The sequence below is a fragment of the Snodgrassella sp. W6238H11 genome, from assembly GCF_016100525.1.
In the GTDB taxonomy this organism is placed as follows: domain Bacteria; phylum Pseudomonadota; class Gammaproteobacteria; order Burkholderiales; family Neisseriaceae; genus Snodgrassella; species Snodgrassella alvi.
The window spans coordinates 18,621-30,567 of sequence record NZ_JACFSH010000010.1 but is presented as its reverse complement, the minus strand read 5'-3'; the positions used below and the strand labels follow the sequence as shown (position 1 = coordinate 30,567).

Here is an 11,947-nt window from a genome sequence, read left to right as displayed (position 1 = left end):
ATATGACACCAATTGAATATAGAAACATGAAACAAATAGCATGATTTTCTACTTGGTTTGTGTGCTAACAATGGGGTATTTACAAATTTCAGATCATACTTGATAAATATTTATTAAATTGATATGACGATTTTTAATTAAATAATGTATTAAATAATTTCTGAATAATTATAATTTAAAGATAATTCTTCTGTGATTTCTATATTGTTTGTATAAGATATAGTTTGCTAATTTTTCGATGGTTTTTAGATAGCAGGTCTGTTTTTACGCCATTTGTACCGGTTATAGCCAAACAGGTACTGGCTTGGGAAACGTGTTACCCATTTTTCAACATTATTATTAATAATCTGTGCATCATGCTCGCGGTTGCCGTTGAGTGTGCCTTCAAGTGGTGCGATATGAAGAGCAAAGCCGCGACCGTGCGGCAGGCGTTCGCCGCAAAAGAACAGGGGAGTGACTTCAGGCATGATGGCCAAACGAGAGGCTAGGGTCATGGTGTAGGCAGGCTGACCAAAAAAGGTTGCCCATACACCTTCTCCTTCGCCGGGTACCTGATCGGGCAGTACAATAGTAGCCTGCTTATTTTTTAATGCCCGTACAATTTGTTTTACCCCCAGCATATTGGCAGGAGCGGTATAGCCGTTATCACGCACACGTCCACTATTCATAACGCTTTCTAGCCAGCTTATTTTAGGCGGACGGTACATGGCGGTAAGCGGAAAAGGCAGTTTTTCGCTCAGGAAACGGCCGGCAAGATCATAATTGCCCAGATGTGGTGTAATTAAAAGCAAACCTTCGTTGCGTTCAATAGCGGCTTCTATGTGTTCCCAGCCGTGTACTTCTTTAAATAATGAGACGATATGCTTGCTTGAGCGGGTCCAGGCTATGGATAACTCAAGCCCGCTTTTGGCTGTTTCTGCAAAAATGGATTTAACCAGTTTTTCTGATTCTTGGTCGTTGGCGGCAAGTTTGCTAAAATGCAGATTTTTAGTTGTGCGTTTACGTTCACTGGTGGCGAAGTAAAAGCCAAGGCGCCCCAGTACGGAACCTAAACCCTGTAAAACAGGTAAGGGGATTAATGCCAACAGGAAAAATATGAAATAAACCAGCTTTTGCATCCGTTCTGTATCTCAAACTCGAAAATTTGGGCGACATTGTAACAAAAGCATTTATAACTGCCCATCATAATGCTTGATTAGCATCAGAAAGTATCCGCCAATTATGAGTGAATTTCTGTTTACTTCCGAGTCGGTATCCGAAGGTCATCCGGATAAAGTTGCCGACCAGATTTCCGATTCTATTTTAGACGCTATCCTGACTCAGGATCCTACTGCACGTGTTGCAGCTGAAACTCTGGTAAATACCGGTTTGTGTGTTCTGGCCGGTGAAGTTTCTACACGTGCGCATATTAATTATATACAAGTTGCACGCGATACAATTAAACGTATCGGTTATAACTCATCAGAACTGGGGTTTGATGCCAGTGGCTGTGCGGTGATGGTGTGTTATGACGAGCAGTCTCCTGATATTGCTCAGGGGGTTAATGAAGGGGAAGGGCTTGACCTGGACATGGGTGCAGGCGATCAGGGACTGATGTTCGGTTATGCCTGTGATGAAACGCCTACGCTGATGCCGTTTGCAATTTATTATGCACACCGTTTGATGCAGCGTCAGAGTGAAGTGCGTAAAAGTGGTGAACTGCCGTGGTTGCGTCCTGATGCCAAGGCACAGCTTACCTGTGTGTATGACAGTGAAACCGGAAAGGTAAAACGTATTGATACTGTGGTGCTGTCTACGCAACATGAGCCGGATATTGAGCGTGATGAGCTGGTTGCAGCTGTTAAGGAATATATTATTAAGCCGGTGTTACCTGCTGATATGCTGACTGAAGAGACGCAATATCTGATTAATCCGACCGGGCGTTTTGTCATTGGTGGTCCGCAAGGCGACTGTGGTCTTACTGGTCGCAAAATTATCGTGGATACTTATGGCGGGGCGGCCCCTCATGGCGGCGGTGCTTTTTCCGGTAAAGATCCTACCAAGGTTGACCGCTCTGCTGCTTATGCCTGCCGTTATGTGGCGAAGAATATTGTTGCCGCGGGTCTGGCCAGTCAGTGTCAGATTCAGATTTCCTATGCTATCGGTATTGCACAGCCTACTTCAATTGCGATTGATACTTTCGGTACCGGCAAAATCGATGAAAACAAGCTGATTGAAATTGTGCAGGAACATTTTGATTTGCGTCCGAAAGGTATTATTAAAATGTTGGATTTGCAGCGACCGATTTATGCGAAAACAGCGGCATATGGTCATTTCGGGCGTGAAGAGCCTGAATTTACCTGGGAACGTACTGATAAAGCGCAACTGCTGCGTGAAGCCGCAGGTATTTAATTCTGGTTATGTGGAAACAGGCTGCTTTTGAAGCAGCCTGTTTTTTTGCTGATGCAGGAGTTAGTCAGGATATGTATATATTGTGATGATGTTGTATCGGTAGGTTGTCTGCGGAATAAGCTGAATATGCTGCTTATGTCGTTATTGGTAATGTATTTGCTAAGAAAATTGCAGTTTTGTACAGAGTGGAAGATGCAATTTTGTTTAAGGCTGGTGTCAAAGGTTGTTGTGGAAAAGCCGGTAAAACAGGTATCTGGTTAATAAGGCGTAAAAAAATTCAAAATGTCTCTATATTTAATCTGTTATTAAATATAATTATGCTCTTAACACATAAGTATGGTTTTGAGTTGTTACTTTATGGTTTGTATAGAAAAATAATTATGTTTATGGTCTTTGTAGCCAATTATTAACAAGTTTAAGTGATGGTTTTTTTGAGTTGAAAACTGGTTAACCGGTATTGCTGAATACTGTCCGGGTTGTTTCATTTCTGCAACGACGGATAATGCACTAAAGCAATTTGCTGTTCTGGTCTGTAGAGTCTGTTTCCGGTAATTGTATTTGATAGGTGATAGATGAGGGCTGGAAAAAACGATAACGGTATAGGGTATTTACTGTTACCGGCAATATGCAGATATACAGATAGATAAGAGGGCTTTTCAAAAAATTTGCTAAGGTAGTGACTATTTTAGGGATGGAATATTTTCAGCTAAATAATAAGCTTCATTTATAATAAGTGGTATGGTTATTAAAATGGTTTATTTTTTGGATTTTGAGGTGTTCTAAGATGGGTTTTTCTCTTCCTGCTACCGAACTGGAAGCTACTTTAGAGGTGCTGGCAGTGAAAATGCCAAGCATGAATGTTCAGTTGGTGATGCTCAGCCGGTTAATCCGTCTGGTACATACGTCGATTCACGGTGAGCTGAATGAGCGTTTACACAAGCACCATTTATCAGAAAGTCTGTGGCATGCATTGCTGGCAGTGTATTCACGACCGAATCATGAGATTTTACCATCAGAACTGAGCAGTATTCTGAATCTGACTCGTACCAGTGCAACCCGTTTATCGGATGAACTGGTACTTAATGGTTGGGCTACGCGCTCTACTCATCCTTATGACCGGCGCAAAATTACGCTGAAACTAACTAAAGCCGGTGAGGATCTGATTCAAACGGTTAGTCCGGAAACCAATGAGGTACACCGACGGGTATGGTCAGCCCTGAGTGAACCGGAATATGAACAATTACAGCAGCTGTTAACTAAGTTATTAACCGCTGCTTAACTTTTTGCTGAGATTTGCATGAAATTAACTGTATCTGCGCCCCGATTACGTCAGCTGGCTCTTGTTAGCCCTGTTGCTTTGCTGCTGTTATCTGCTTGTGCCAATTTTGGCAAACAGCCTGAGTTAGAAAATCCACAGGATGCCGGTCAGCTGCAATTGCCGGCAGGGCAGACTGTAGCAGTAAAACAAAACTGGTGGCTTGGGCTGAATCAGCCATTGTTAAATAGATTAATGGAAACCGGCTTGTCCAATGCGCCGGATTTACGTATTGCGGCTGCGCGTATTGCAGAAGCTGAGGCTCAATGGCGTGGTGCCAGAGGCGAAGCTGGTGTTCAGGTCGGGGTACAGGCTAATGGTGTGGCCGCCTATCTGAATCCGAAGCCTGACTCAAACCGGGACGGTGATAACCCGAATCATGTTTTCAGTAATGAAATGGCTGCGGTAGCGGTTAATTATACTTTTGATTTCTGGGGCAGGCAGCGTAATCTGATTAAGGCTGCGCTGGGTTCCCGTCTTGCTGCTTCTTATCAGCAGGAACAGGCCCGGCTGGTACTGAGTCAGAGTATTGTGTCGCAATATACGCAATGGCAGCAGTTACAGGAACAGTCGGATATTCTGAAACAGCGTATTGCAGTGAATCAGCAGTTGCAGAAGCTGGTTGCAAACCGGATTCGCGCAGGTTTGCAGCCGGCAAGTGATGAGTATGCTGTTACGCAGACTGTACTGAATTTGCAAAGCGCTCTACGTCAGACACAGGCGGATATTGAACGTACCCGTCATGGTATTGCGGCACTGGTCGGATTATCACCGACCCAGTTGCCGGAAGCAGTACCACAGCCATTGGGTAAGGTGCCGGCAGTTGCGACTGATGGTTTGCGGGCGGATATTTTAGGGCAGCGGCCTGATATTGCTGCACAGCGGGCGTTGTTACAGTCAAATTATTTTGGTGTAAAGGCGGCTGAGGCTGCTTTTTATCCTAATATTGAAATTAAGGGTCTGGCAGGTCTTGCGCATGTTGATGCGTTTGATCTGGTGCACTCTTCTTCACGGATGCTGGGCGTTGTACCGGCCATTACTCTGCCGTTATTTACTTCAGGCAGTTTACAGGCGGCATTATCCGGTAAACGCTCTGCTTATAATGAACAGGTAGCTCAATATGATAAAACCGTATTGACTGCCTTGCAGCAGGCAGCTGATGCAATTAGTGATTATCAGCACAGTACTGTGGCACTGCCATTACAGCAGCAGGCATGGCAGGTGGCACAGAAAAATGCGGCTGCCAGCAGCAAGCGTCAGGCAGCCGGTCTGGACAATGCTATTACCAGACTACAGCGTGAAGACGCTGCTCTGAGTGCACGGGCTGATTTGGTTAAAACCATTGCCTGGCAGCAGCAAAGCTGGAATAGTCTGCATGCTTCTCTGGGCGGCGGTTTCCAGATGTCAGATGCTGAGGCTACTCGTTAATTTACTGTTATTTTTAAATTTTATTGAGCTATTTTCGTATGAGTGAACAAAAGCAAACTAACGAGGCGGTAACCACCTCACAACCGGCGGTTCAGCCGCAGTCAGAACGTGTACCGGCCGGCCGCAAACGTAAACTCGTGTTGTTGACCGTGTTTTTTCTGCTGATTGCACTGGGTTGTCTGCTGATGTATCTGCTGGTTTGGCAGCATAAAGAATCTACCGATGATGCGTATGTAAATGGTCATCTGGTACAGATAACCCCGCAAATTACCGGTACGGTACAAAAGGTAAATGTGGATGATACGCAAACTGTGAAAGCCGGTCAGGTGCTGGTAGAGCTGGATAATAGTGATATGCAGCTGGCGTTTGAACGGGCACATGATGAGTTGATTAATGCGATTCGTCAGAATCAGCAGCAGACTGCTCAATCACGTCAGGCCAGTGCACAGGTTGCAGCGCAACAGGCACAGTTAAAACGTTTGCAGGCTGACTTACAGCGCCGCCAGAGTCTGGCCGGTACAGATGCCATCTCTGCTGAGGAGCTGAGTCATGCGCGTGATGCAGTACAGGAAGCACAGGCTAATCTGAAAGCTATGCAGGGACAGGAAAGCGCGGCCAAAGCTGTATTGGGTCACAATGTTCCGCTGCGTCAGCAGCCGGCAGTGATGACTGCTGTCAGTCATCTGAAGAGTGCATGGCTGGATTTGCAACGTACTCAGATTAAGGCTCCGGTTGACGGGCAGGTTGCCAAGCGTAATGTACAGGTAGGGCAGAAGGTAGCAACCGGTGCTGCACTGATGGCGGTTGTACCATTGAATAATGTGTGGGTGGATGCAAACTTTAAGGAAAGTCAGCTGGCTAAAATCCGTATTGGTCAGCCGGTGGAAATCAGTGCCGATGTATATGGCAGTAAGGTGACTTATCACGGTAAGGTAGCCGGTCTGTCAGCAGGTACGGGAGCTGCGTTCTCACTGTTGCCGGCACAAAATGCAACCGGTAACTGGATTAAGGTGGTACAGCGTGTGCCGGTGCGGATTGCTCTGGATCCGAAAGAGCTGGCTGCACATCCGCTGCGGGTAGGTTTGTCAATGGATGTTGAAGTGAATACGCGCAACCAGAATGGTCAGGATTTAACTGCGGCTAATGCGATTCCCACTAATGGAAATATGGCTGCAATTGATTGGACTCCAATCAATAATATGATTGAGGAAATTTTTGCTCAATATGCCCCCTGATTGAGTTAATGCTGAACCATAATCCGACGGCTGCTAAAGCAGAAGGGCATATTCTGCCGCCAGCAGCCATTATTCATGGTAATGATTTTGCCTGATTTTTTTGTTATTCCGGAAGTATCGTCTTTGTGAATAGTATTGACTGTACTTGTAAGTACAGCTATCCGGATATGCTGCAGATAAAAAATATTTCTGCGATAAGGCTGCTTGAATGACGCATTCTCCTTTAAAAGGTCCGGCACTTGCTCTGGTTACGGTGGCTCTATCACTGGCCGTTTTTATGCAGGTGCTGGATTCAACTATTGCCAATGTGGCATTACCGACTATTACCGGTAATCTGGGTGCAGCCAACAGTCAGGGTACATGGGTAATTACGGCGTTTGCTGTAGCAAATGCTATTTCCGTACCGCTAACTGGCTGGCTGGCGCGCCGTTTTGGTGAAGTAAAAGTATTTGTCGTGGCTACGCTGTCCTTTGTGCTGGCCTCGTTTTTATGTGGTATTGCCCCCAGTCTGGCATTGCTGGTGTTTTTCCGTGTATTGCAGGGGGCTGTGGCCGGTCCGATGATTCCGCTGTCACAAAGTCTGCTGATGGCAGCTTATCCGCCGGAAAAGCGCCCGATGGCGCTGGCTATGTGGTCAATGGTGATTATTGTGGCACCGATTTTCGGCCCGATTCTTGGTGGGATTATCAGTGACAACTGGCATTGGGGCTGGATTTTCTTTATTAATGTGCCAATCGGGTTGCTGGCCGCGGGCATCTCATGGCAGATGCTGAAAAAACGCGAAACTGAAACCGAAAACCAGCCAATCGACCGGATGGGGCTGTCCCTGATGGTTGTAGGTGTGGGTGCCTTACAGATGATGCTCGACCGTGGTCATGAGCTGGATTGGTTCTCATCCAATGAAATCATTATATTAGCGGTTATTGCCACGGTATGTCTGAGCTATTTTGTTATCTGGGAATGGTATGCAAAATATCCGATTGTGGATTTACGCCTGTTTAAAGACCGCAATTTTACCGTAGGTGTGATTACGCTCAGTACCGCCTATATGACCTATATGGGCGCAATTGTATTATTGCCGATGCTATTACAGATGCAGTTGGGCTATACCGCTACCTGGGCAGGGCTGGCAACGGCACCTATCGGTATTTTCCCGGTATTGTTGTCGCCATTGATTGGTAAGTTTGGTAACAGGCTGGATATGCGGGTGCTGGTAACCATCAGCTTTACTGTATATGCCATCTGTTTCTTCTGGCGTACCAATTTTAATGCCGGTATGAGTTTTATGGATGTATTCTGGCCGCAGTTTGTGCAGGGGATTGGTATGGCAATGTTCTTTATGCCGCTAACCCAGATTACTCTGTCTAATATGTCCGGTTCACAGATTGCCAGTGCTTCAAGTATTTCCAATTTTGTGCGCATTCTGGCCGGCGGTATTGGTACTTCAATGGTCAATGTGTTATGGGATAAACGTGAGGCTTTGCATCATACACAACTGGTAGAAAACATTCATCCTTATAACAGTACGATGAATGAATCAATTCAGGGAATGAACCAGCTCGGTTTAAGTGGTACTCAGCCGCTGGGCTCGATTGAGCAGACCATAGGGCAGCAGGCTCATATTATGGGTGCCAATGATCTGTTCTGGCTGTATGGGATGACATTCCTGATTCTGATTGTACTGGTGTGGTTTGCCAGACCGCCGTTTGGCAGTGGCGGTGGCGGAGGGGCACATTAGTTTGTCTGTATCCGGTTCATACGGTCTGTGTCTTTGCAGGCCGTATTTATTTTTATCCGGAGTATTTTGCCTGTCACCACTTGCTCTGGGGTTATTGCAATAAGTTATATACAACAGTGAATGTAAAGTGACCGCAGCTTGTGTACAATAGAGCGCAGTTAATGATAGAGCTGGCGATAATCAGTTAGGTAACAATAGTAATGATGATGAAATTGGCGTTTGCTTTTTTGTATGTGCTGCAATTACTGCCATTATGTATGATTCATGCGCTGGCACGCTGTGTAGGCTGGGTAAGTTATTATGCGGTAGCACCAAGACGACGTATTGGTCTGATTAATTTGCGTCACTGTTTTCCTGAATGGACAGAACAGCAGCGGCGCAAAATACTGCGTGAACATTTCTACCATATGGCCATGTTATTACTGGAATATGGTTTGTACTGGTATGGAGATGCAGGCCGGCTGAAAAAGCTGGTGCGTTATCAGGATAAACATTATCTTGATGAAGCTCTCGCCGCGGGTGAAAAGGTAATTTTACTTTATCCGCATTTTACTGCTTTTGAAGCAGCTGTATATGCTCTTAATCAGGATGTACCACTGATTAGTGTTTACTCACATCAGAAAAATAAACAGATGGATGAGCAGATACTTAAGGGACGTCATCGTTATCATAATGTTTTTCTGATTGGGCGAACGGAAGGGCTGCGTGCAATTATCAAGAAAATCAAAACCAGTACCGCTCCGTTTCTTTATCTGCCCGATCAGGATTTTGGCCGGCGTGAATCAATTTTTGTGAATTTTTTCGGTATTCCAACTGCTACAATCGCCGGTCTGAGCCGGATTGCTGGTCTGACTAAGGCAAAAGTGATTCCTGCTATTCCAACCCGCGAGGCTGATGGTACAGTAACTCTGCGCTTTTATCCGCAGTGGGAACATTTCCCCAGTGATGATGTGGTTGCCGATACTCAGCGCATGAACGATTTTATTGAAGCAAGAATACGTGAACAGCCGGCACAATATTACTGGCTGCATAAACGCTTTAAAACCCGTCCGGAGGGTGAAGCGTCGTTTTATCGAAAAATCCGCAAATAATAAATCGTCTGCCTGCTACAGCAGACAGACGGTCAGATATATCTTATAGCAATTATTTATTCAGACGCCGGATAATGCAACAGATTGTCCGATATAAGCATCATTGTGCAGTGCTTTCAGCATAAAATGTGCCACATCTGCGCGGGCAATACGACCACTTCCTGCTGGTACACCCTGTGCTGCTTCAAGATAATGAGCCGAAAGCGCATCATTAGTTAAGCCAAGCGGGCGCACAATGGTTGCAGACAGACCGGCTGCCTGAATGATTCCGATTGCCGCCCGATGGTCTGCCAGCGGATAACGTAAAAATTCCATTGCCGCCTGACCGCGCTCGCCTTCAAGCTCATTATCCACGCCGGCAGAGGCGCAATACACAATACGTTTAATGCCATGTTTCTGTAATTGTGTAACGATGTTGTCAAGCATGCGCTGCAAATCATCACCCGGTTTAACTCCCTGATTGGTATTCAGAGCAGAAGCGACAGCATCATACTGGCTGTTACCGGTAAATAGTGCCGCTACATCAGCAGCGTTAAATGCATCACAGTGGCGAATATGTAATTTAGGATGCTGTAAATCAAATTTTTCCGGTGAACGTAGTGCAGCAGTTACTTCATCTCCGCTGTCTAATGCCTGCTCAACCAATGCTCTGCCAACGCCGCCACTGGCACCAAAAATCAGAATATGCATAAAAATTCCCCAGCTGAATAGTTAAAATTAATTCAATAACCCAATGTTAGCAAAATAATCACGATAAATTGCTGCCTTGCGTTCCAGTGCAAGCGGATAAGCACGCGATGAAGAAGGCAGTCTGGATAAAGTTAAATGCCGGCCGTCCAGTATAGTATGACTGGGATGGCCGATAGTCGGTACTGGCGTATCTGCTGGTAATAGTTGTAATAATGTGCTGGTAGCTTTGTCTCCGGTAGTCATAATATGCTGACAGTGCGGAATCTGAGTCAGTACTGCCGATAAGTTTACCGGTGTAACAACTTCGAGGAATTTGTCGGCTGCATTATTTTGTAAACGTCTGATCTGATAAGCAGCGTCATTAATGGCTATACCGCGTTCTGATAAAAAAGTACGGATGAGTTTCTCGTTGAATGCTTTATTGTTATCAGTAAAAAAGTAATGTTTGTCCTGAAAAAATACCAGCCCGAAAATACGCCACATATCATTTTGCAGATTCGGGTAATAAAAATTCATTTTCCATCGTCCGGCAGGCGGAGGGAATGACCCGAGCATCAGCAGCCGCGCATTTGCGGGTAAAAAAGGTTTCAGCGGGTGTGTTTCAACAATAATTTCAGCCATAAGTATCTATAATATAACCCGTACTTACTAGCAGCGGCCGAACAGACAGGCTACCATATGAGCCTGTTCATCTGTATAACCTGCTTCTCCCAGCCGTGCAGCCATTACCCATTCACTGGAAAAGCCTTGCAGACTACTGTATTCCTGCCATAAACGCAGTTGTTCGGTTTTATTACCGTTTTTTTTGGCAAGTTGCAGACGTTGCCTGATTTCCGGTGGTATAGATTCATCCATTATTATTTCCTTATAGTTCAGATATCCTGTCCCTGATTTTCATAGCGACGGTGAAACCACAACAGGCAGGCACAACCAATTAATGTCAGTGGCACCCCGAGTAATGCCGGATATTGATACCCCCAGTGATGGCTGATGGCCAGCCCGCCATTATAAGAACCAATGGCATTACCCAGATTAAATGCCATCTGTACACTGGCGGCTCCAAGCAATGCACCACCCGGAGAGTGACGCAGTAATAACAATTGCTGTGGTGCGGATACGGCAAACAGACAGAATGTACATACACACATCAGTATGGCTGATAACCAGCTATTCGAAGCAAACAGAAAAATCAGTAATAGTGCTGCGGCTGCCAGTCCCTGTAAGCCGGCTGCGACCTGACCCGGTGTATAACGGTCGGCCAGACGGCCACCGCACCAGTTACCGGCGACCATACCGGCGCCGGCCAGTACCATCAGTAAGCTGACTTGATTACCACTGAAACCGGATACCTGTGTGAGTAAGGGGCTAATATAGCTGAACCAGCAGAAAATCCCGCCGTTACCAAACATGGTGGCAGCCAGTATCAGCCATGGTGCAGCAGATTTCAGAAAACGGAATTGTCCCAGAATACCGGTATCGGGTAAACGATCCATTTGCGGGATAAAACGCCGTAAGGTGAATACCAGTATGATGGCCACTACAGCCACCAGAGTAAATACCAGACGCCAGCTTAAATGCAAACTCAGCCATGTACCTACTGGTACACCAATCAGATTGGCTATTGTCATTCCGGCAATCATTAGTGCTACAGCCTGCGCAGAGCGTCCCGGTGGTGCAAGTTTGGTAGCAACAATGGAGCCGATACCGAAGTATGCGCCATGCGGCAGACCGGAAATAAAACGTGCTACCAGTAAAGTCATATAGCCCGGAGATAATGCAGCCAGTATATTACCAATGGCAATCAATGCCGATAATGACAATAAAATAGTTTTGGGTGGCAGACGGTAACTTAATACCAGCAGCCATGCACCGCAGCAGACACCGATTGCATAAGCAGCAATAAAATGTCCGGTCTGAGCGATACTGATATTCAGTGAAACCGCCACATCCGGCAGAATACCCATCATGCTGAATTCTGCCATACCCAGTGCAAATGTGCCTAACGATAATGAAAGTAAACTTTTCAGTAGCATAATAATTTACAGCTATAGTTTGTTCA

11 protein-coding genes are annotated in these 11,947 nt (G+C 45.8%); 6 read left to right on the top strand and 5 right to left on the bottom strand.

Annotated elements, in window-relative coordinates; all coding sequences use genetic code 11:
- Positions 1-245 precede the first annotated feature (245 nt).
- Positions 246-1,118: a lysophospholipid acyltransferase family protein gene (locus H3V00_RS10925; RefSeq protein ID WP_096766325.1), complete on the bottom strand. Its 873-nt coding sequence runs from the start codon at positions 1,116-1,118 to the stop codon at positions 246-248.
- 103 nt (positions 1,119-1,221) lie between these two features.
- Here H3V00_RS10925 and metK point away from each other — a divergent pair, with 103 nt between their 5' ends.
- From metK to H3V00_RS10895, 6 genes are all read left to right on the top strand, one after another.
- Positions 1,222-2,391 carry a methionine adenosyltransferase gene (gene metK, locus H3V00_RS10920; protein WP_084547456.1) on the top strand — a complete coding sequence of 390 codons (1,170 nt, stop codon included), beginning with the start codon at positions 1,222-1,224 and terminating at the stop codon, positions 2,389-2,391.
- A 784-nt stretch (positions 2,392-3,175) separates the two neighbouring features.
- Positions 3,176-3,670 carry a MarR family transcriptional regulator gene (locus tag H3V00_RS10915; RefSeq protein ID WP_037393212.1) on the top strand — a complete coding sequence of 165 codons (495 nt, stop codon included), beginning with the start codon at positions 3,176-3,178 and terminating at the stop codon, positions 3,668-3,670.
- A gap of 18 nt (positions 3,671-3,688) precedes the next feature.
- On the top strand, positions 3,689-5,134 hold the full coding sequence (locus H3V00_RS10910) for an efflux transporter outer membrane subunit (protein ID WP_198208064.1): 1,446 nt from the start codon (positions 3,689-3,691) through the stop codon (positions 5,132-5,134).
- Between the two features lie 38 nt (positions 5,135-5,172).
- Positions 5,173-6,369 (top strand): efflux RND transporter periplasmic adaptor subunit, encoded by a 1,197-nt coding sequence (locus tag H3V00_RS10905; protein WP_198208066.1) that lies wholly within the window; start codon positions 5,173-5,175, stop codon positions 6,367-6,369.
- 208 nt (positions 6,370-6,577) lie between these two features.
- Positions 6,578-8,107: a DHA2 family efflux MFS transporter permease subunit gene (locus H3V00_RS10900; RefSeq protein ID WP_025329940.1), complete on the top strand. Its 1,530-nt coding sequence runs from the start codon at positions 6,578-6,580 to the stop codon at positions 8,105-8,107.
- Positions 8,108-8,313: 206 nt separating this feature from the next.
- Positions 8,314-9,198 carry a lipid A biosynthesis lauroyl acyltransferase gene (locus H3V00_RS10895; protein ID WP_084564347.1) on the top strand — a complete coding sequence of 295 codons (885 nt, stop codon included), beginning with the start codon at positions 8,314-8,316 and terminating at the stop codon, positions 9,196-9,198.
- A 60-nt stretch (positions 9,199-9,258) separates the two neighbouring features.
- Here H3V00_RS10895 and H3V00_RS10890 read toward each other — a convergent pair whose 3' ends face one another.
- Genes H3V00_RS10890 through H3V00_RS10875 form a run of 4 tightly spaced genes read right to left on the bottom strand, consistent with a single transcriptional unit; the run spans position 9,259 to position 11,921 of the window.
- Positions 9,259-9,888, bottom strand: coding sequence for an NAD(P)-dependent oxidoreductase (locus H3V00_RS10890; protein WP_084552568.1), 630 nt, complete (start codon positions 9,886-9,888; stop codon positions 9,259-9,261).
- Between the two features lie 27 nt (positions 9,889-9,915).
- Entirely contained in the window at positions 9,916-10,509 is a 594-nt protein-coding gene (locus H3V00_RS10885) for a uracil-DNA glycosylase family protein (protein WP_084562176.1), read from the bottom strand.
- A gap of 27 nt (positions 10,510-10,536) precedes the next feature.
- The gene (locus H3V00_RS10880) at positions 10,537-10,743 is read right to left on the bottom strand and encodes a cyanate hydratase (RefSeq protein ID WP_232335827.1); all 207 of its coding nucleotides are present in this window, start codon (positions 10,741-10,743) and stop codon (positions 10,537-10,539) included.
- 17 nt (positions 10,744-10,760) lie between these two features.
- Positions 10,761-11,921, bottom strand: a complete 1,161-nt coding sequence (locus tag H3V00_RS10875; RefSeq protein ID WP_198208068.1) for an MFS transporter — start codon at positions 11,919-11,921, stop codon at positions 10,761-10,763.
- Positions 11,922-11,947 lie beyond the last annotated feature (26 nt).